At 54.0% G+C, this 18,832-nt stretch carries 16 protein-coding genes; 7 read left to right on the forward strand and 9 right to left on the reverse strand.

Translation table 11 applies throughout. The annotated features are described in order from the left end of the window. Positions 1 to 180: 180 nt before the first annotated feature. From dksA to O3682_RS10545, 4 genes are all read right to left on the reverse strand, one after another. Complete coding sequence (gene dksA / locus O3682_RS10530) at positions 181 to 597, reverse strand: RNA polymerase-binding protein DksA (protein ID WP_004519243.1); 417 nt, start codon at positions 595 to 597, stop codon at positions 181 to 183. Positions 598 to 830: 233 nt separating this feature from the next. Further along, entirely contained in the window at positions 831 to 1,388 is a 558-nt protein-coding gene (locus O3682_RS10535; protein ID WP_070822531.1) for a YggT family protein, read from the reverse strand. Positions 1,389 to 1,391: 3 nt separating this feature from the next. After that, on the reverse strand, positions 1,392 to 2,189 hold the full coding sequence (gene proC / locus O3682_RS10540) for a pyrroline-5-carboxylate reductase (RefSeq protein ID WP_314513599.1): 798 nt from the start codon (positions 2,187 to 2,189) through the stop codon (positions 1,392 to 1,394). A 76-nt stretch (positions 2,190 to 2,265) separates the two neighbouring features. After that, a complete protein-coding gene (locus tag O3682_RS10545) occupies positions 2,266 to 2,961 on the reverse strand; it encodes a YggS family pyridoxal phosphate-dependent enzyme (RefSeq protein ID WP_371510016.1) in 696 nt (231 codons plus the stop codon). Between the two features lie 117 nt (positions 2,962 to 3,078). On the opposite strand from O3682_RS10545, the gene O3682_RS10550 reads away from it, so the two are divergent. The 3 genes from O3682_RS10550 (at position 3,079) to yccS (ending at position 7,742) form a co-directional block, all read left to right on the forward strand. Beyond that, positions 3,079 to 4,125, forward strand: a complete 1,047-nt coding sequence (locus O3682_RS10550; RefSeq protein WP_004519239.1) for a type IV pilus twitching motility protein PilT — start codon at positions 3,079 to 3,081, stop codon at positions 4,123 to 4,125. A gap of 86 nt (positions 4,126 to 4,211) precedes the next feature. Continuing rightward, the gene (locus tag O3682_RS10555) at positions 4,212 to 5,441 is read left to right on the forward strand and encodes a PilT/PilU family type 4a pilus ATPase (protein WP_371510018.1); all 1,230 of its coding nucleotides are present in this window, start codon (positions 4,212 to 4,214) and stop codon (positions 5,439 to 5,441) included. A gap of 165 nt (positions 5,442 to 5,606) precedes the next feature. Then, positions 5,607 to 7,742, forward strand: a complete 2,136-nt coding sequence (gene yccS / locus O3682_RS10560) for a YccS family putative transporter (RefSeq protein WP_371510020.1) — start codon at positions 5,607 to 5,609, stop codon at positions 7,740 to 7,742. Positions 7,743 to 7,905: 163 nt separating this feature from the next. Here the strand turns inward: yccS and O3682_RS10565 are convergent, their stop codons facing one another. After that, positions 7,906 to 9,084, reverse strand: coding sequence for a phosphoglycerate kinase (locus O3682_RS10565; protein WP_004519232.1), 1,179 nt, complete (start codon positions 9,082 to 9,084; stop codon positions 7,906 to 7,908). A gap of 194 nt (positions 9,085 to 9,278) precedes the next feature. On the opposite strand from O3682_RS10565, the gene O3682_RS10570 reads away from it, so the two are divergent. Together O3682_RS10570 and O3682_RS10575 are read left to right on the forward strand one after the other, a co-directional pair. After that, positions 9,279 to 10,628 carry a M16 family metallopeptidase gene (locus O3682_RS10570; RefSeq protein ID WP_371510021.1) on the forward strand — a complete coding sequence of 450 codons (1,350 nt, stop codon included), beginning with the start codon at positions 9,279 to 9,281 and terminating at the stop codon, positions 10,626 to 10,628. 58 nt (positions 10,629 to 10,686) lie between these two features. Then, positions 10,687 to 11,985 carry a M16 family metallopeptidase gene (locus O3682_RS10575; RefSeq protein ID WP_371510023.1) on the forward strand — a complete coding sequence of 433 codons (1,299 nt, stop codon included), beginning with the start codon at positions 10,687 to 10,689 and terminating at the stop codon, positions 11,983 to 11,985. Positions 11,986 to 12,235: 250 nt separating this feature from the next. Here the strand turns inward: O3682_RS10575 and glmS are convergent, their stop codons facing one another. The 4 genes from glmS to O3682_RS10595 all read right to left on the reverse strand — a co-directional run bounded on the left by glmS (position 12,236) and on the right by O3682_RS10595 (position 16,701). Beyond that, a complete protein-coding gene (glmS, locus tag O3682_RS10580) occupies positions 12,236 to 14,074 on the reverse strand; it encodes a glutamine--fructose-6-phosphate transaminase (isomerizing) (RefSeq protein WP_063076309.1) in 1,839 nt (612 codons plus the stop codon). A 161-nt stretch (positions 14,075 to 14,235) separates the two neighbouring features. Beyond that, complete coding sequence (glmU, locus tag O3682_RS10585; RefSeq protein ID WP_371510025.1) at positions 14,236 to 15,609, reverse strand: bifunctional UDP-N-acetylglucosamine diphosphorylase/glucosamine-1-phosphate N-acetyltransferase GlmU; 1,374 nt, start codon at positions 15,607 to 15,609, stop codon at positions 14,236 to 14,238. A 98-nt stretch (positions 15,610 to 15,707) separates the two neighbouring features. Beyond that, on the reverse strand, positions 15,708 to 15,992 hold the full coding sequence (locus O3682_RS10590; protein WP_003686634.1) for a membrane lipoprotein lipid attachment site-containing protein: 285 nt from the start codon (positions 15,990 to 15,992) through the stop codon (positions 15,708 to 15,710). A 61-nt stretch (positions 15,993 to 16,053) separates the two neighbouring features. Further along, complete coding sequence (locus tag O3682_RS10595; RefSeq protein WP_371510028.1) at positions 16,054 to 16,701, reverse strand: pyrimidine 5'-nucleotidase; 648 nt, start codon at positions 16,699 to 16,701, stop codon at positions 16,054 to 16,056. Positions 16,702 to 16,765: 64 nt separating this feature from the next. On the opposite strand from O3682_RS10595, the gene O3682_RS10600 reads away from it, so the two are divergent. Continuing rightward, a complete protein-coding gene (locus O3682_RS10600) occupies positions 16,766 to 17,767 on the forward strand; it encodes a thiamine ABC transporter substrate-binding protein (RefSeq protein ID WP_107723940.1) in 1,002 nt (333 codons plus the stop codon). 113 nt (positions 17,768 to 17,880) lie between these two features. Further along, entirely contained in the window at positions 17,881 to 18,726 is an 846-nt protein-coding gene (locus O3682_RS10605; protein ID WP_371510029.1) for a mechanosensitive ion channel family protein, read from the forward strand. Positions 18,727 to 18,832: the final 106 nt, after the last annotated feature.

Consider the following 18,832-nt stretch of genomic DNA (forward strand, 5'->3'; position numbering starts at 1 on the left):
GTCAACACCTTTCGCAAAATTATTTCTAGAAATTTAAACACCGCCCTGTTTTAACAGGGTTTTTATTTTATAAAAAACTCCAACAACCTTTCTACACTCTCCAAATATACAAAAAATACAAAACAAAGGCCGTCTGAAATGCTCTTTCAGACGGCCTCTTGAGGTTTCTATCTTTATATTTTAGTCGGCGAACTGTTTTTTCATTCGTTCGCGTCGCTCTTGCGCTTCTACGGACAATGTCGCGGTCGGACGTGCCAGCAGGCGTTTGAGGCCGATGGGTTCGCCGGTATCAGCACAAAAACCGTAATCGCCTTCGTCAATACTGCGGAGAGTCGCTTGCACTTTATTGAGAAGTTTACGCTCGCGGTCACGGGTGCGCAGTTCTAAAGCGTATTCTTCTTCTTGAGTAGCTCGGTCGGCAGGATCGGGGGCGGATTCGTGCTCTTGAAGATGGCCGGTAGTGGTGTTTGCATTTTCAATCAGCTCTTCTTGCATTTTAACCAGTAGTTCGCGGAAGAAGGCCAATTGGTCGCTGTTCATGTAGTCCTCTTCAGGACCATCCCAGTTTAAAATATCTTGTTCTGTCAGCTTTGCCATGGTGTCTGCTTTCGGTTTGTTGTTAATGATTTGGATGCTACGGGTTTGCTTTTATTGGGTTTTCTTGAATTTCCGTTTTGGAAATTGGGCGAATCATATCATGTTTTACCTATTCATTTGTTCTTTATATTTCGATTTGCACTTTTTTGCACTACCTTACACCTAAATGTATTAAAGCGCTTTTTAGGACGTTGTATTTTTGGTCGTTAATACCTGCTGCGCTTTCAGACGGCCTATTGAAGCAACCACAGGTTGGTTTGCTGGATAAGTTGGGGAAACCATCGGGCCAGCCACAACCATAATAAGAGTGCCAATAAACTGCCTGAAAAATCGTATCGCCCTACGCGCAAGAAGGAAAACGGTTTGAGCAATGGTTGCAGGATTCGTTCGATGGCATAAGTCAACGGCGAATAGCGACCTTGTATGCTGGCCACCATTCTAATAATCAGACCGATAAGTAATGTATAGGCCGCGGCTTTCAGCATATGGAGTGCGGCAAACCAAAAGTTTGCCAAAATCAGCTTATTGCTGATGGACAGCGCTGGCGAGATGAAAATAATGGCGGTACAGGCAAGGTAGTACACCAGAAAACCTGCGGGCAGGCAGTACCAATCGGTTTTCTCGCCGGATGGAAATGCTTTTTGCCAAGGTTTGGTCAGCCAGCCTGTTGCCTGTATGCTGAATTTGAGCAGGGGGTGTTCTGCTGCCAATCCTGCGTATCGGAGCAAAAAGCGCGTGATACACAGGATGGCAATAGCGTCTGCCAATAATAAGAGCAAGTCGCCGCGCATGTTTCAGACGGCCTTGTATTGTTGCGCCATTTCTTGCGAACGTTGAACGCAGGCTTCTACGCCCTGTTCGATGGCTTCGGCAACGTGACGTGCTTTGAAGGTTTCGATGGCTTCGTGTGTCGTGCCGCCTTTGGAAGTCACGTTTTGCTGTAATTGTGCGAATGCTTCGCCGGTTTGTTCAGCCAAAGCCACTGCGCCTTTAAATGTGGCGAGGCTCAGTTCGCGTGCGTCTTGTTCGTTGAAACCTTGTGCCAAAGCCGCATTTTGGAGCGCACCCAAAAGATAGAAAACATAGGCGGGGCCGCTGCCGCTGATGCCGGTAATATTGTGGAGTTGCTCTTCCTCGTTCAGCCAAACGGTTGTGCCGACAGAGCGCATAATGCCGTCTGCGGCTGCGCGGTCGGCTTCTGAAACGCTTGAATCGGCAAACATACCGGATACACCCAAGCCGATTTTGGCCGGCGTATTGGGCATGATGCGCACGATACGGCGTGTGCCGCCCAGATACTGGCTGAGGGTATCGATAGACAATCCGGCCGCTACGGACAAAACCAGCGCGCCATTCAAACGAATGTTTTGACAGGCTGCCTGCATGTCTTGCGGTTTGACGGCGAGGACAAGGACATCGTCCGCACTCAATTCGGGCAGGTTTTCAGAAGTGGCTACGCCCAATTCTTGAACCAGTTGCTCCCGTCTTTCGGCGCCGCGTTCGACAATGTGGACACGATAGCCGTCTTGTTTGACCAAACCGCCTGCAATGGCAGTCGCCATATTGCCACCGCCGAGAAAATAGATATTCATATATATGTCACTCCTTTGTGATATCGATCAGGCCGTCTGAAACTGCTGTCTGCCCTGTTCAGACGGCCTATTACTTTTATTGAGGATAATGCCGCTTGCCGAAAATCGCGCTGCCGATGCGGACATGGGTTGCGCCGCATTCTACCGCGATTGGCATATCTCCGGACATACCCATAGACAAAACATCTGCTTCAACGCCAGCCGCATTCAACTCAGCCAACAGCCGCTGCATAGTGTGAAACTGGCTGCGTAACTCATCGTTGCTGCTGTCGGCCTTGGCCACACACATCAATCCGCGCACTTTAATATTCGGCAACTTGGCCACTTCAAGGGCCAGCGCAACCGCCTCATCGGGTGCTACGCCGTGTTTTGCTTCTTCCGCGGCAATGTTCACTTCAATGCACACCTGCAACGGCGGCATTTCAGACGGCCTTTGTTCGCTCAAGCGCCGCGCCGTTTTCAGACGGCCTATCGTATGCACCCAATGTGCGCGTTCGGCCACAAATTTGGTTTTATTGGACTGCACATCGCCGATAACGTGCCAAACAATATCCGACAAATCTGCCAGCGTTTCCGTTTTTTCAAACCATTCCTGAATATAGTTCTCGCCGAAATCGCGCTGACCGGCCGCATACACTTCGCGGATATCGTCTGCCGGAAAGGTCTTGCTGACCGCTACCAGCTTTACCGCATCCGCAGGCCGTCCAGCAGCCTCAGCCGCCTGTTCAACCGCCCGGCATACGTCCTGATAGTTTTGTTGCAATACCGACATGGTTTTCTCCTTTAACCCGTTCATCACTCGGCATTTTGAAAATTTTACTTGGTCGAACGGGTTTATCTATTTAAAATAAAGCGATTTTATTATTCTAAACCAAAACAAGGCCACATTATGCAGATTACCGACTTACTCGCGTTCGGCGTGAAAAACAAAGCCTCCGACCTCCATTTGAGTTCGGGCATTTCCCCCATGATACGCGTACACGGCGACATCCGCCGCATCAACCTGCCCGAGATGAGCTCGGAAGAAGTCGGTACCATGATTACCTCGGTCATGAACGACCACCAGCGCAAGCTCTATCAACAGGATTTTGAAGTCGATTTCTCATTTGAGCTGCCTAATGTTGCCCGTTTCCGCGTCAACGCCTTTATGACCGAACGCGGCCCGGCCGCCGTATTCCGTACCATTCCGAGCACCGTCCTGACGCTGGAAGAATTGCGTGCGCCGCGCATTTTCCAAAAAATTGCCGAAAATCCGCGCGGTTTGGTCTTGGTAACCGGCCCGACCGGTTCGGGTAAATCCACCACGCTGGCGGCGATGGTCAACTACATCAACGAAACCCAACCAGCCCACATTCTGACCATCGAAGACCCGATTGAGTTCGTCCACCAAAGCAAAAAGGCGCTCATTAACCAGCGCGAGCTGCATCAGCACACCCACAGCTTTACCAACGCCCTGCGTTCCGCCCTGCGAGAAGACCCTGACGTGATTTTGATCGGTGAGATGCGCGACCCTGAAACCATCTCCCTCGCCCTGACCGCCGCCGAAACCGGCCACTTGGTTTTCGGCACGCTGCACACGACTGGCGCCGCCAAAACCATCGACCGTATTGTCGACGTATTCCCAGCTGGAGAAAAAGAAATCGTGCGCTCCATGTTGTCCGAATCCTTGCGCGCCATCATTTCCCAAACCCTGCTGAAAACCCGCGACGGCAACGGCCGCGTCGCCGCACACGAAATCCTGATTTCCACACCGGCCGTGCGCAACCTCATCCGCGAGAACAAAATCGCCCAAATCAACGCCGCCCTCCAAACCGGTCAGGCCCACGGTATGCAAACCCTCGATCAAGCCCTGCAAACCCTTGTCCGCCAAGGCACCATCAGCCCCGAGCTGGCACGCAGCAAGGCACAAAACATCGAAAACCTCTCTGTTTTCTAAACCATACCCAGGCCGTCTGAACCCCATCATCCCGTTTTCAGACGGCCTTTCAGCCTGACCGAATACCCGTTTTAAAGAGAATCATCATGAGCGACCTCGCCCCTCTGCACGACCTGTTAAGCGAAATGGTGCAAGCCTACTCACAAAAAAACCAAGCACCGCACATCCCCACCCCGGCCGAAATCGGCACGCATCTTCATCCCCTGCTCGACCGCATGTGTGAAGAGGCCGAAAAACGCAACGCATCCGATATCTTCATCAGCGCAGGCTTTCCCCCTGCCATCAAAGTCGGCGGCACCCTCACGCCCATGCCCCACAAAGCGCTGACCGGCGCGGACACCGCCGCCATCGCCGAATCTACCATGAACCCCGACCAGCTCGAAGCCTTCAACCGCGACTGGGAAATCAACTATTCCGTCCAATCACGCAGCAACACGCGCTACCGCGTCAACGCCTACCACGAGCAAGGCCGCGTCGGCATGGTATTGCGCCGCGTCAGCCAAGACATTCCTGAGATGAAGACCCTCGGTTTGCCCGAAAAGCTCCAAGAGCTTGCACTCGCGCCGCGCGGCCTGCTGATCCTCGCCGGCCCGACCGGTTCGGGTAAGTCCACCACCATGGCCTCCATGCTCAACTACCGCAACCAAAAGCTGCCCGGCCATATCGTTACCATCGAAGACCCCATCGAGTTTATCTACAAACCTTGCCGCAGCATCTTCACCCAGCGCGAAATCGGCATCGATACCGACAACTGGAAAACCGCCGTTCAAAGCGCCATGCGTCAAGCACCCGATGTCGTCTGTATCGGCGAAGTCCGCAGCGAAGAAAGCATGGAATACGCCCTCCAACTGGCTCAAACCGGCCATCTGTGCGTTTTCACCATCCATGCCAGCACAGCTTCCCAAACCATCGAGCGTATCATCAATTTCTATCCGGAAGACCGCCGCCAACAGGTTTTGATGGATTTGGCGTTAAACCTTGTCGGCATCATCGGCCAACGCCTCACCATCAAGAAAAACCGCCAACGCACGGCCGTTACCGACCTCCTGCTCAACACGCCGGCCATGCAGGACTTGATTTTCAAAGGCGAATTGCTGGAAATCCGCGACCTGATGGCACGCTCCGGCAACAACGGCATGCAGACGTTCGACCAAAACCTCTTCAACCTCTACGCACAAGGCCAAATCGAACTGAGCGAAGCCCTGCGCCAAGCAGTATCCGCCAACGATTTGCGCCTGCGCATTCAAATGCACGACGAGGGCAACAATACCGAGCGCCTCTACGACCGCATCAGCGACCTCAACCTGATGACCTAATGGCGTAAGCCAAACAAGGCCGTCTGAACAAATGTGGAAACGAAATCAAGTATTTCCCCGTATCCGTTCAGACGGCCTTATCCTATTTCAAACATTCTGAAACCGACTGAAAATCCTGTTAAAATCCAATCATTCACCTCATAACGAATAATAAACAACACCATCATGAACACTCCGCCGCTCAAACCTCTGATCATTGCCTCCCTGCCCGTCTTCGCCAGCGTATTCATCGCCGCCACCCTCGTTTGGCACTTCGATACGCCCAAACTGGTTATGCCCTTCGTACTCGGCATTATTGCCGGCGGTTTGGTCGATTTGGACAACCGCCTCACAGGCCGTCTGAAAAACATCGTCATCACCGTTGCCCTGTTCACCCTCTCCTCGCTGCTTGCCCAAAGCACCATCGGCACAGGCGTTCCCTTCATCTTGGCCATGACCCTGATGACTTTCGGCTTCACCATCCTCGGCACTGTCGGCCTCAAATACCGCACCTTCGCTTTCGGTGCGCTCGCCGTCGCCACCTACACCACGCTGACCTACACCCCCGAAACCTACTGGTTGACCAACCCCATCATGATTCTGTTGGGCACGGTCCTATACAGCGTCAACACCCTGATCTTCCAAATCATCCTGCCCCACCGCCCCGTCCAAGAAACCGTCGCCAACGCCTACGACGCACTCAGCAACTACTTCGATGCCAAAGCCGACTTTTTCGATCCCGACGAAGCCGCATGGTTGGGCAACCGCCAAATCGACTTGGCCATGAGCAACACCGGCGTGATTACCACCTTCAACCAATGCCGCGGCGCACTTTTCTACCGATTGCGCGGCCAACACCGCCATCCGCGTACCGCCAAAATGCTGCGCTACTACCTCTGCGCGCAAGACATGCACGAACGCATCAGCTCCGCCCACGTTGATTACAGCGAAATGGCCGAGCAGCTCAAAAATACCGACCTCATCTTCCGCATCCGCCGCCTGCTCGAAATGCAAGGCCAGGCGTGCCGCAACGTTGCCGCCTCCCTGCGCAACAACAAACCCTACGCATACAGCAAACGCCTCGGCCGCGCCATGGAAGGCTGCCGCCAATCCCTCGGCCATTTTGCCGAGACCCATGCCGACAATGCCAATCTCCACAATATCCGCCGCCTGCTCGACAACCTCAGCAGCGTCGATTACCAACTGCGGCAACTGCAAAACGATGCGTCCCTTGCCGAAAACGACAATGCCGACACCCGCATCGCCGCCCTTGAAAACACCAATTTCCGCAATATCGGCGAAACCGTCCTCAGCCAGCTCAATTTCGAGTCCGGTGTATTCCGTCACGCCACCCGCCTCTCCATCGTCGTGGCCGCGGCCTGCATCATTGTCGAAATCCTCCATCTCAACCTCGGCTACTGGATTCTGCTGACCGCCCTTTTTGTCTGCCAGCCCAACTACACCGCCACCAAAAGCCGCGTGTACCAACGCATTGCCGGCACGATTCTCGGCGTGATTGTCGGTTCGCTCGTCCCCTACTTCACCCCGTCCGTTGAAACCAAGCTCTGGATTGTCATCGCCAGCACCACCCTGTTCTTCATGACCCGAAGCTACAAATACAGCTTCTCCACCTTCTTCATCACCATCCAAGCCCTGACCAGCCTCTCGCTTGCCGGTTTGGACGTGTACCACGCCATGCCCATCCGCATCATCGACACCATCGTCGGTTCCGTTATCGCATGGGCCGCTGCCACTTACCTCTGGCCGGATTGGCGTTACCTCACTCTCAGCCATACAGCCGCCCAAACCATTACTGCCAACGGCCGCTATCTCGACGCCATCCTCGACCAGCTGCAAAACGGCAGCCACGACGATTTCGACTACCGCCTCACCCGCCGCCAAGCCCATGAAAGCACCGCCGCCCTCAGCAGCACCCTGTCCGACATGAGCAGCAACCCGAAAAAATACCAAGACCGCCTGCAAGACGGTTTTACCCTGCTCAAAACCAGCTATGCGCTGACCGGCCACATTTCTGCGCTCGGCGCATACCGCGACCAAGTCCGAATCAACGGCAACGACGGCTTTGCGCCCTATGCCAAGCTGACCCACCACATCGCCGAGTTGCTGACCCAAATGCCCCAAACCGACCCCGAGGCTTTTGAAACGGCCATGACCCAAATCCGTCAGGAATTTGCCGAGCTTGAACAAAACACACAAGCGCAGCAAGACCACATCCTCAAACACCAGCTCGACCTGATTATCCGTCAGCTTACCCCGTGCTATCAGGCATTGCACCGACAAGCCGACGCAGAGGCCGTCTGAAAAGAGCCGGATGCTTTCCAGCCTGTTTAGCAACAAGTCTGCCAACCATCGGCGTTGAATCCAGCTAAACACTTTCTCGAATAAAAACCAAAACAAAAGGCCGTCTGAAACCTGATTTCCAGATTTCAGACGGCCTTTATTCAGCCATCGATATTAAAACCGATTATGCGCCGCGTTTTTCCAAAGCAGCAACGGCAGGCAACTCTTTGCCTTCCAAGAACTCAAGGAACGCGCCGCCGCCGGTAGAGATGTAGCTGATTTGGTCGGTTACGCCGAATTTGGCAATCGCCGCCAAAGTATCGCCGCCGCCGGCAATCGAGAACGCATCGCTTTGGGCAATCGCTTCGGCCAATACTTTAGTACCGCCGGCAAATTGGTCAAATTCAAACACGCCGACCGGGCCGTTCCATACAACCGTACCGGCAGCTTTGAGCAAATCGGCCAAAGCAGCGGCGGATTTAGGGCCGATGTCCAAAATCATGTCGTCTTCGGCAACGTCGGCAATATCTTTCACCACAGCTTCCGCATCGGCGGCAAAGGCTTTAGCGACAACCACATCGGTCGGCAGCGGTACGGAGCCGCCTTTGGCCGCCATTTTCGCCATGATTTTTTTGGATTCTTCCACCAAATCGTGTTCGGCCAAAGATTTGCCGATGGCTTTGCCTTCTGCCAGCAAGAATGTGTTGGCAATACCGCCGCCGACGATCAGTTGATCAACTTTGTCGGCCAAAGATTCGAGGATGGTCAGTTTGGTAGACACTTTGCTGCCGGCAACGATGGCAACCATCGGATGAGCCGGTTGTTTCAGGGCTTTGCCCAAAGCGTCGAGTTCGCCCGCCATCAACACGCCGGCGCAGGCAACCGGTGCGGCTTGGGCAACGGCTTCAGTCGAAGCTTGGGCGCGGTGGGCGGTACCGAATGCGTCGTTGACGAACACGTCGCACAAAGAAGCGTAGGCTTTGCCCAGCTCCAAGTCGTTTTTCTTCTCGCCTTTGTTGATGCGCACGTTTTGCAACATCACGACATCACCTGCGTTCAAAGTCGGTTTGTTTTCACGCCAGTCGTTCAATACTTTCACGTCTTTGCCCAACAGTTTGCCCAAATGCGCAGCAACAGGCGCTACATCGTCTTCAGGATGGAATTCGCCTTCGGTCGGTCGGCCGAGGTGGGTCATCACGATCACAGACGCGCCGTTGTCCAAGCAGTATTTAATGGATGCGAGCGAAGCGCGGATACGGGTGTCGTCGCTGATGTTGCCGTCTTTGAACGGTACGTTCATATCGGCGCGGATCAGAACGGTTTTACCTTGAACATTTTGTTCGGTCAGTTTCAAAAATGCCATGATGATTCCTTTGTGATGGTTGGAAACGGGAATGTTTGGGATTATCCGCGAATGAGGCGCGACGGTAAAGATTGGCAACGGCCGCGCTTGATGTGAATCAGCAGATAAGGCCGCAGGCCGTCTGAAACATTCGGCCAATCTTTCAGATTTTCCGCTATACTTTGGCGATTGATTTTCATTTTACGGATTGAACCATGTTACGCCGAATTACTTTAATGCTTGCCTTCGCGCTGCCTGCCGCCTCATGGGCGCAGACGCTTTCCGAAACCCTGCCCAACGGTCTGAAAATCATCGTCAAAGAAGACTACCGCGCGCCTGTGGCCGTTTCGCAGATTTGGTACAAAATCGGCAGCGTGGATGAAAAACCGGGCAAAAGCGGCTTGAGCCACGCTTTGGAACACATGATGTTTAAAGGCACGAAAGACGTCCCCTCCGGCGAGTTTAACCGCCGCGTGTCCGAGCTGGGCGGGCAAAACAATGCCTATACCAACCGAAATGAAACGGTGTATTACGAAAACGTCGCCGCCGCCAACCTGCCCGAGATTCTGAAGCTCGAGGCAGACCGCATGCACAACCTCAACTTCAGTGACAAAGAATTCCTCAACGAGATGAACGTCATCCGTGAAGAACGCCGCCAGCGCACGGAAGACACGGCCGACGGCAAAATGTGGGAACAAGCCTATCTTGCCGCCTTTACCCAACCGTCCATGCGCGCCTCCGTCATCGGCTACATGAAAGATTTGCACACCCTAAAAGCCGACGACCTGCGCGCATGGTACAAACAATATTACGCGCCCAACAATGCCGTATTGGTCATTGTCGGCGATGTCGATGCCAAACAAACGCTTCAGACGGCCGCCAAACTCTTTGGCGATATTCCGGCCAAAGCCCAGCCGCCGCGCAACAAACTCCATACCGAACCCTATTTGCGCAAGCCTGTTACGGTCAAAGCCACTTCTCCGGTTACACACCAGCCGCTGATTGCCATCAACTTCCGTGTGCCGAAACTCCAAAAACTCGATGACACGATGCCTTTCGCCCTCGACATCCTCTCCGATATTTTGGCAGGCAACGCGTCCAGCCGTTTTGATAAAAACCTCGTGCGCGGCAAGCAAACCGCATTGAACGCAGGAACGCATTACGACATCATCAGCCGTGAAATGCCGCTGTTCAGCGTCATGGCCATGCCTGCCGAAGGCGTGAAAACCGATACTCTGATTGCCCAGTTGCGCCAAGAAATCAAAGACATTGCCGACAACGGCGTTTCCGAAGAAGAATTGCAGCGCGTCAAAACCCAGGCAGCGGTCAGCGAAATCTACGCCAAAGACTCCATGTCTTCCCAAGCCTCCATGATGGGCCGCCTCGAAGCGCGCGGTTTCCAATATACCGACGAACAAGAAATCCACCGCCGCTTACAGGCAGTCAGCGCGCAAGAAGTACAGGCCGCCGCCCGGATGTTGACCGACGAGCGCATGAGTACCGTCATCATCGAGCCGCAAAAACCTGCCGCCGCGCCAAGCAAAAAAGCTGCCAAACGCCGATAAACATCAGGCCGTCTGAAAGCCCATACCCTTTCAGACGGCCTTAACAGAAAGCCACAACATGAAACCCACCCTGCTCGCCCTTACCCTCCTCCTGCCCTTAAGCGTCCAAGCCGCCACCGACATCCAACGCTGGCGCAACCGCGACGGCACCCAAATCCTCCTTGTCGAACGCCACGAAAACCCCGTCATCGACCTTGAAGTCAGCTTCAAGGGTGCAGGCAGCGTCGCCAATCCGGACGGCAAAAGCCAAGTTGCCGAATTTACCGCCGCCCTCCTGACCGACGGCACCCAAGAGCTGGACGAAGAAGCCTTCAATGCCGAAGCCGACAACATCGGTGCGTACATCAGCAGCGACAGCGATGCCGAGAGCGCGTCCGCAGGCTTCCGCAGCCTCAGCAAAGCCGACATCCGCGACAAAGCCGCCAACTTGCTCAACCACTCGCTGACCCGTCCGCGCTTTGACGAAGCCGTTTTCCGCCGCCGTCAAATCCAATCCATTACCGGCTTGCAACAACAGGAAACCACCCCCGACTACACCGCCACGCGCGAACTGACCAAGCTCATCTACCCGAACCACCCCTACGGCAGCGGCGCAAACGTAACCGTCGACAGCCTCAAACAAGTTAGTCTGGACGACATCCGCGCCTTCCACCGCACCCACTACGGCAAAGACAACGCCATCGTCGCCATCGTCGGCGACCTCAATCGCAAACAGGCAGAGCAACTGGTCGAACGCGTCCTCAAAGACCTGCCGGCCAAAGCCACCGCAACCCACGCCATCCCGCCCGTTCCCAAACAAACCGCCCAACGCCGCGACATCCCCTTTGCCGGCACACAGGCACAAATCCTGCTCGGCACTTCCCTCTTCAAACGCCATGACCCCGACTATTACGCCCTCATTGCCGGCAACTACATCCTCGGCGGCGGCGGTTTCGACAGCCGCCTCATGAAAGTTTTGCGCGACCAACACGGCTACACCTACGGCGTATACAGCAGCCTCGCCCCGGCGACAGAAGAAGGTACGTTTGCCGTTTCCTACTCCACCCAAAAGAAAAACACCAAAGCCTCACTGGCTGACACCCAAGCCGTCATCGAACAGTTTATCGCCGAAGGCCCGACCGAAGCCGAGCTGAAACAGGCCAAAGCCAACATCGTCGGCAGCTTTCCCCTGCGCTACGACTCCAACGACAAACTGCTCAACTACCTGAGCCTGATCGGCCTCTACGACCTGCCCAACGACTACTTGGAAGCCTACCCCAAAGCCATCAACAGCCTGACCGTCGAACAAGTCCGCGACGCATGGCAACGCCGCATCAAATTCAAAGACCTCAACACCGTCGTTGTCGGTGCAGAATAAAACGCTTTAAAACAACAGGCCGTCTGAAAGATTTTTCAGACAGCCTGTTTTCATTCAGTCGGTTTGCTTACTTGTCATCAGAGGCCACTCTAATCAATAAAATATCAGTCACAATCAGCTGTTGTTGTACATTTATAATGAAAGCAAAGACATCATAAATAGCCTCTCTATTACTGAAGCCGACAAATATAAAGGCCGTCTGAAACCCAAATCTCAGGTTTCAGACGGCCTTTTTTAACCGGTCAATTACTTATTCAACCGTTACCGATTTAGCCAAGTTGCGCGGTTTGTCCACGTCTGTACCGCGTGCGAGAGCGGCGTGGTAAGACAGGAGTTGCACGGGGATGGTGTGCACAATCGGCGAGAGTACGCCGACGTGGCGTGGGGCGCGGATAACGTGCACGCCTTCGGTGGCGTTGAAGTTGCTGTCGAGGTCAGCGAAGACGAATAGTTCGCCGCCGCGTGCGCCGACTTCCTGCATATTGGCTTTTACTTTGTCCAACAGGCTGTCGTTCGGGGCAATCACGACAACAGGCATGTTCTCGTCCACCAAGGCCAACGGGCCGTGTTTCAACTCACCCGCAGGATACGCTTCGGCGTGGATATAGGTAATCTCTTTCAGCTTCAATGCGCCTTCAAGGGCGATTGGGAAGTGGATACCGCGGCCGAGGAAGAGTGCGCTGGTTTTCTTGGCAAATTTTTGCGCCCAAGCGGCGATTTGCGGCTCCAGATTGAGAGCGTGCTGAATGCTGCCCGGCAGTTGGCGCAGTTCTTCAACGTATTCACGCGCTTGTTCGTCAGAAACCAGGCCGCGCTGTTTGCCCAAGGTAACGGCCAGGCCGAACAGGACAACCAGTTGGGTCGTGAACGCTTTGGTAGAGGCAACGCCGATTTCTGCACCTGCGCGAGTGTACAGTACCAATTCGCTTTCACGCGGCAGTGCGGATTCCATCACGTTACAAATAGACAGGCTGTGTTTGTGTCCCAAGGATTGCGCGTATTTCAGGGCTTCCATGGTATCCAAAGTTTCGCCGGATTGGGAAATGGTGATGACCAATTGTTTCGGATCGGCAATCACGTCGCGGTAGCGGTATTCGCTGGCAATTTCGACGTCGGTTGGCACTTTGGCAATGGATTCGAGCCAGTATTTGGCGGTCAGCGCGGCATAGTAGGACGTACCGCAGGCAAGGATTTTGATGCTGTGGATATCGTCGAACACTTCGCGGGCGTTGGCGCCGAAGTTTTCAGGTTCAAAACCGCCGTCCAAGAAGACTTCGGCAGTATCGGCGATGGCACGGGGTTGTTCGTGGATTTCTTTTTGCATGAAGTGGCTGTATGGGCCCAACTCCAAAGAAGCCAAAGACAATTCGGACACTTTAATCGCGCGTTCGGTTTGCGCACCGGTTTTGTCGAGCAATTTTTCGATACCGTTTGCGTTCAGCAGGGCGATATCGCCGTCTTCCAAGTAAGCGATGCGGCGGGTAAAGGCGATCACGGCGGATACGTCGGAAGCGATAAAGGTTTCTTGGTCGCCCAAGGCCACCAACAGCGGGCAGCCCATGCGCGCAACAACCATTTGTTCAGGGTTGTCTTGTGCGATAACGGCAATGGCGTATGCGCCGTGGAAACGGGCAGTCGCAGCTTGGACGGCTTCAAACAGTTTGCCGCCGTTTTGTGTGTATTCGTGGTTGACGCTGTGGGCGATGACTTCGGTATCGGTTTGCGATTCGAAGGTGTAACCCAACGCTTGCAGGCGTTCGCGTTCGGCTTCAAAGTTTTCGATGATGCCGTTGTGGACAACCGCGATCATGCCGCCGGAAATATGGGGGTGGGCGTTAGGCTCGGTTACACCGCCGTGGGTTGCCCAACGGGTATGGCCGATGCCGATATGGCCGAACACGCCTTTTTCGCGCGCGGCGTCCTCCATCAGCTGCACACGGCCGACGCGGCGGACGCGTTTGATTTTGCCGTCCATGTTGACGGCGATACCCGACGAATCGTAGCCTCGGTATTCAAGGCGTTTGAGACCGTCGGTCAGAAAATCGACTACATTGTGATTGGCGCGAATAGCACCTACGATACCGCACATATAAGTTCCTTAGTATCAAAAGTTTGAGAAAATGACTGCTGCTCCGGCTCCCGAAAGCGGCAGTCGGAAAACGCCGTTTTATATTCATTGAAACGGCAAATCTGGATTTCAGACGGCCTGTTGTTTCTCAAGGCCGTCTGAAAGTAAATAAAAGACCGGCCTTACTTCTTATCGCCTTTTTCCGGACGCACCCAGCCTTCGATGACGGTTTGGCGCGAACGGGCGAGAACGAGTTTGCCGTCTTCGCAGTTGCGGGTAATCGCACTGCCCGCGCCTGTCGTCACTTTGTTGCCGAGGGTAACGGGGGCAACCAGTACGCAGTTTGAACCGATGCGCACTTCGTCGCCGATGACGGTTTTGTGTTTGTTCACGCCGTCGTAGTTGGCAATAATCGTGCCGGCGCCGAAGTTGGTTTTGCTGCCGATCTCGGCATCACCGATGTAGGTGAGGTGGTTGGCTTTGGTGCCGTTGCCGATGGTGGCGTTTTTGACTTCGACGAAGTTGCCGATGTGTACGTCGTCGGACAGTTTGGCTTGCGGACGCAGACGGGCGTATGGGCCGATTTGGTTGTTTTCGCCGACTTCGCAACCTTCAAAATGGGAGAATGGGGCGATTTTGGTGTTGGCACCGATTTTGGCGTTTTTGATCACGCAGTTGGCACCGATTTCGACGTTATCGCCGAGTTCAACTTCGCCTTCGATGACGACGTTGACGTCAATCACGACATCTTGTCCGTGTTTCAGACGGCCTCGTAAATCGAAACGTGCCGGATCGCGCAGGGTCACGCCTGCTTTGAGCAATTCTTGCGCCTGTTCGGTTTGGAAAATACGCTCGAGTTCGGCCAGTTGGAGTTTGTTGTTCACGCCGGCGGCCAGATGGGAGGCGCGGACTTGGACGGGATGAACTTTGATGCCGTCGGCAACGGCTTTGGCGATGAGGTCGGTCAGATAGTATTCGCCTTGGGCATTGTTGCTGGAAAGGCTGTTCAACCAAGCTTCGAGTTTGGCGTTGGGCAGAACCAAAATGCCGGTGTTGATTTCTTTCACGGCTTTTTGGGCGGCATCGGCGTCTTTTTCTTCGACGATGGCGGTTACGCTGCCGTTGCTGTCGCGGATGATGCGGCCCAAACCTGTCGGGTCGTTGGGCACGTCGGTCAACAGGCCGACTTCGTCGCCTGCGGCTTCGAGCAGGGTTTCGAGGGTGGCTGCGTCAATCAGGGGAACGTCGCCGTACAACACCAGCGTGCGGCCTTCGGCAGACAGGTGCGGCAGGGCGGTTTTGACAGCGTGGCCGGTACCGAGCTGTTCGGTTTGTTCAACCCAAACGACATCGCGTTTGACGGTGTCTAAGACTTGCTCTTTGCCGTGGCCGATGACGACGCAGATGTTTTGGGGATTCAGGGAGGCGGCGGTGTCGATAACGCGCTCAACCATGGGAAGGCCGCCGATGCGGTGCAGCACTTTGGGCATTTTGGAGTACATGCGCGTGCCTTTGCCGGCGGCGAGGATGACGATATTTAAAGCTGTCTGAGCCATGATACGGTTTCCGTTGTCGTTGTTTGAGACCGTCTGAAAAGTGTGGCAACAAGTGTTAGTTGTTTTTCACTCCGTTTCAGACGGCCTTGGGGATATTGTTATTCGGTTGCTGGCTGTTGGTTGGCAAATTGTGGTTTTTGCCAGTGCTGGCCGCGTTCGCCGTGTTCAGCATGATCCGCTTGATTGGATTGGACGGCACGGCGCTCAGGGCGGAACTGGTTGTAATTCATGTTTTTAGAATAAGTACCGTCCTGATAAACGATAGGTGTGCCGGTAGCATATTTTTGGCGTACGGCGGTACGGCCGGATTCGTTGGTGTAGGTTTCCCAAGAGCAACCGGCCAAAACGGCGGCAGCGGTCAGAATTAAAGCGAGTTTACGCATGATGTTGTCCTTGTTTTTAAATGTCGGCAATACCGTGTATTGTACTTGTTTTTTCAAAACTTCACGGCAGTTTTGTGCAAAATTCAAGCAAGCCCTGCATATCTTTCGCTATGCCGTCGGCAAATGGCAGCGGATGGGCTTTTTCGCCGTACCAAACGGTCTTCATGCCCAAGGCTTTGGCTTGGTGCAGATTGTCGGCGCTGTCGTCCACCATAATGCACTGTTCGGGTTTAACGCCCAACAGGCGGCAGACGTTGAGATAGGCTTGCGGATTGGGTTTGTAGAGCAGGCCGAAGTCGTCCGTGCCGAACAAGCCGTCAAAATGCGCTTCCAAGCCCAACGCCTCAACCAATGCGCGGACATAAAATGAAGGCCCGTTGGAAAATACGGCTTTTCGCCCTTTCAGACGGCCTAAAACGTCATCAGTTCCATCCATACCCTCCACCTTTGCCAAAATTTGCTTAAGCGGGTGACTTTCACGCAAAAATTCATCGATATCGACTTCGGGATGGTGGATTTGCAAACCGGCAAGCGTCGCGCCGTATCGGTGCCAATAATCTTGGCGCAGGTGGGAGGCGGCTTCTTCGGAAAGCTTCAGACGGCCTACCATGTATTCGGTCATGGCGCGGTTGATGATGTAGAAAATGCCGGCTTCGGCATTGTGCAAAGTATTGTCGAGGTCAAACAGCCAAACGGGGGAATGATTCATATCGTGCCTTGATATGCAGATTTTGTTATGATATTTCGTATTTTACCCGCACAAAGGAAAGAGAATGAAACTGAAATTGTCCGCCCTCGCCCTGTTGCTGGCTTCGGCAAACCTGTACGCCCAAACCGAAGTGCGTTTGGCCGTGCACAAATCCTTCAGCCTGCCCCCATCCGTCATCGCACAATTTGAAAAAGCCAACGATGCCAAAGTGTCCGTCATCAAGGCAGGCAGCGGCAACGAAATGCTCAACAAGCTGATTTTGAGCAAGGCCAACCCGATTGCCGATGCAGTTTACGGTTTGGACAACGCCAACATCGGCAAAGCCAAAGCCGCCGGCATCCTCGCCGCCAGTCAACCCAAATCCGCGCCCGTAACCGCTTCCCTGCCCGATGCGCTGGCCGTCGATTACGCCTATGTCGCCATCAACTACGACAAAAAATGGTTTGAACAGAAAAAACTGCCCCTGCCGCAAACCCTACAAGACCTGACCAAACCGGAATATAAAAACCTTCTGGTAACCCCGTCTCCCGCCACATCCTCGCCCGGCCTCTCCTTCCTCTTGGCCAACATCGGCGGTATGGGTGAAGAAGGCGCGTTCAAATGGTGGGCGCAAATGCGCCAAAACGGCGTGAAAGTTGCCAAAGGCTGGAGCGAAGCCTACTACACCGACTTCACCCAAAACGGCGGCGCCTATCCCCTCGTGGTCAGCTATGCCACCAGCCCGGCGGCCGAAGTCCACTACTCCAAAGGCAAATACAGCACCCCGCCCACCGGCAACCTCTTCCTCAAAGGCGGCACATTCCGCCAAGTTGAAGGCGCGGCCGTTTTGAAAGGCGCAAAACAACCCGAACTGGCGGCCAAACTGGTGAGCTGGCTGCAAAGCGGTGAAGTGCAAAAAGCCCTGCCTGCCGAAATGTGGGTCTATCCAGCAGTCAAAAACACGCCGCTGCCCAAAGTATTCGAGTTTGCCCAAACCCCGAAACACAGCGATTCCCCCAACCGCGCCGACATCAACACCAAACAAAAACAATGGGTGAGCCGTTGGAGCAAAACCGTTTTACGTTAAGCTGAAAAAGATTTAAAAAAGATTAAAGGCCGTCTGAAAAACCAAATCATTAGTTTTTCAGACGGCCTTGTTTTACAATGACCTTTTAAACAACTTCACACGCACACACAATTATGAATTTCGATCTTCAAGTCCTCTCCTCCTTCTCCGGCTGGGAACAACTCGCCCAAACCGGCATGTCTTTCGGCATGAACCTGCTGGCCGCCTTGGCCATCTTCTTTATCGGCCGCTGGATCGCCACGCGCTTAGTAACACTGATGAAAGCCGCGCTGACACGCGCCAAAGTCGATAAAACGCTGGTCAGCTTCCTCGGCAACGTCGCCAATATCGGCCTGCTGATCCTCGTCATCATCGCCGCACTGGGCAAACTCGGCATTCCGACCACTTCCGTTACCGCCCTGATCGGTGGCGCAGGCTTAGCGGTTGCTTTGTCTTTGAAAGACCAACTGTCCAACTTCGCCGCCGGTGCGCTGATTATCCTGTTCCGCCCATTTAAAGTCGGCGACTTTATCCGCGTCAACGGTTTTGAAGGCATCGTCCGCGAAATCAAAATGGTACAGACCTCTTTGAGTACGCCGGACAACGAAGAAGTCGTCCTGCCCAACAGCGTGGTCATGACCAACAGCATTACCAACCGCTCCTCCCTGCCCCTGTGCCGTGCCCAAGTCGTTGTCGGCGTCGATTACGCCTGCGACTTGAAAGCCGCCAAAGCCGCCGTATTGAGAGCGGCAACCGAGCATCCATTGTGTGTTCAAACCGAAGAACAACCTGCCGTCGTATACATTACCAACCTTGGCGACAGCGCCATCGAAATTACCCTTTGGGCGTGGACGCAAGAAGAAAATCTCGGCCCATTCCGATTCGCCCTGAACGAGCAAGTGGTTGAAAACCTGCGTGCTGCCAACATCAACATCCCGTTCCCGCAACGCGATGTCCACCTCATTCAGCCAAAAGACTGATTTCAGCTTTTTATAGGGTTATCCACAATGAAGAATGAAACGATTTAACCTATTTAATAGATAACTTTATGAAATAAATAAGGATTAATAAAGGCCGTCTGAATAT

Origin of the sequence: Neisseria sp. 27098_8_112 (assembly GCF_041433235.1) — a bacterium.
Classification (GTDB): Bacteria; Pseudomonadota; Gammaproteobacteria; order Burkholderiales; family Neisseriaceae; genus Neisseria.

Excerpts from the sequence above, each read along its gene's own strand:
- O3682_RS10535 (WP_070822531.1), bottom strand. The coding sequence starts at position 1,388 with ATGCGCGGCGACTTGCTCTTATTATTGGCAGACGCTATTGCCATCCTG.
- O3682_RS10545 (WP_371510016.1), bottom strand. The coding sequence starts at position 2,961 with ATGTCGGTATTGCAACAAAACTATCAGGACGTATGCCGGGCGGTTGAA.
- O3682_RS10570 (WP_371510021.1), top strand. The coding sequence starts at position 9,279 with ATGTTACGCCGAATTACTTTAATGCTTGCCTTCGCGCTGCCTGCCGCC.
- O3682_RS10575 (WP_371510023.1), top strand. The coding sequence starts at position 10,687 with ATGAAACCCACCCTGCTCGCCCTTACCCTCCTCCTGCCCTTAAGCGTC.
- dksA (WP_004519243.1), bottom strand. The coding sequence starts at position 597 with ATGGCAAAGCTGACAGAACAAGATATTTTAAACTGGGATGGTCCTGAA.
- yccS (WP_371510020.1), top strand. The coding sequence starts at position 5,607 with ATGAACACTCCGCCGCTCAAACCTCTGATCATTGCCTCCCTGCCCGTC.
- O3682_RS10550 (WP_004519239.1), top strand. The coding sequence starts at position 3,079 with ATGCAGATTACCGACTTACTCGCGTTCGGCGTGAAAAACAAAGCCTCC.
- O3682_RS10605 (WP_371510029.1), top strand. The coding sequence starts at position 17,881 with ATGAATTTCGATCTTCAAGTCCTCTCCTCCTTCTCCGGCTGGGAACAA.
- O3682_RS10590 (WP_003686634.1), bottom strand. The coding sequence starts at position 15,992 with ATGCGTAAACTCGCTTTAATTCTGACCGCTGCCGCCGTTTTGGCCGGT.
- O3682_RS10595 (WP_371510028.1), bottom strand. The coding sequence starts at position 16,701 with ATGAATCATTCCCCCGTTTGGCTGTTTGACCTCGACAATACTTTGCAC.
- O3682_RS10600 (WP_107723940.1), top strand. The coding sequence starts at position 16,766 with ATGAAACTGAAATTGTCCGCCCTCGCCCTGTTGCTGGCTTCGGCAAAC.
- proC (WP_314513599.1), bottom strand. The coding sequence starts at position 2,189 with ATGAATATCTATTTTCTCGGCGGTGGCAATATGGCGACTGCCATTGCA.
- O3682_RS10565 (WP_004519232.1), bottom strand. The coding sequence starts at position 9,084 with ATGGCATTTTTGAAACTGACCGAACAAAATGTTCAAGGTAAAACCGTT.
- O3682_RS10555 (WP_371510018.1), top strand. The coding sequence starts at position 4,212 with ATGAGCGACCTCGCCCCTCTGCACGACCTGTTAAGCGAAATGGTGCAA.
- glmU (WP_371510025.1), bottom strand. The coding sequence starts at position 15,609 with ATGGCTCAGACAGCTTTAAATATCGTCATCCTCGCCGCCGGCAAAGGC.
- glmS (WP_063076309.1), bottom strand. The coding sequence starts at position 14,074 with ATGTGCGGTATCGTAGGTGCTATTCGCGCCAATCACAATGTAGTCGAT.